1 protein-coding gene is annotated in these 702 nt (G+C 44.3%); it reads left to right on the top strand.

What is annotated here, in order from left to right:
- Positions 1–461, top strand: a 461-nt coding sequence (locus tag RH88_RS01645; RefSeq protein WP_005593016.1) for an IS110 family RNA-guided transposase, incomplete at its 5' end; no start/stop codon positions are given.
- Positions 462–702 lie beyond the last annotated feature (241 nt).

The following is a 702-nucleotide window of genomic DNA, read 5'->3' as shown; positions in this document are numbered from 1 at the left end:
GTGGGAAAATTGATGAATTCACTCAGAAGATAACAGCGTTAGGTCAGCTGCACCCTCGGTATAGCGCCATTAAAAGCATTCCTGGTTTTGGGCCAATATTGACCGCTGCGCTTATCAGCGAAATTGGCTCTGGAAAACAGTTCAAAAATGGTCGTCAGTTTTCTGCATGGTGCGGATTAGTCCCTAAACAAAATAGTACGGGTGGAAAAAGTAGCCTCGGAGCAATATCGAAGAATGGTAATCGCGACTTAAGAACATTGTTCATTCATGGTGCCCGTGCAGTTGTCCGATGCGGGGCAGATAAAGAGAATGCTATGGGCTATTGGTTGAGAGGTCTTATCGCTCGACGAGGCAAAGCCAAGACTATCGTTGCTCTAGCAAACAAGCTCGGCCGGATAGCATGGCACGTTTTAGCAAAAAATACTGAATATGACATCAATCAGGCTTTCAACCCTGTGTAAATTGGATAAAAGGAATACATTCTAAACGGCAACTGAGTTTGCAATAGTTGATGAAGAAACGGTGAACCATCCTTACTACACTCTGATTAGGAAACCGGTCTTATAGACCGAGGCTTTGAATAGACAGTAAGGAGCGAATTACATCATGGCGCTGGTCTTTAATTGACCAAGAAAGACGCCGAATATATGTTAGCGACCGTACCCTTCAATTAGCCATTGCATCCTGAGGTGCGTCCATATA

The organism is Vibrio scophthalmi LMG 19158 (assembly GCF_000222585.1).
GTDB lineage: Bacteria > Pseudomonadota > Gammaproteobacteria > Enterobacterales > Vibrionaceae > Vibrio > Vibrio scophthalmi.
This window is presented reverse-complemented; position numbering and strand designations above follow the sequence as displayed.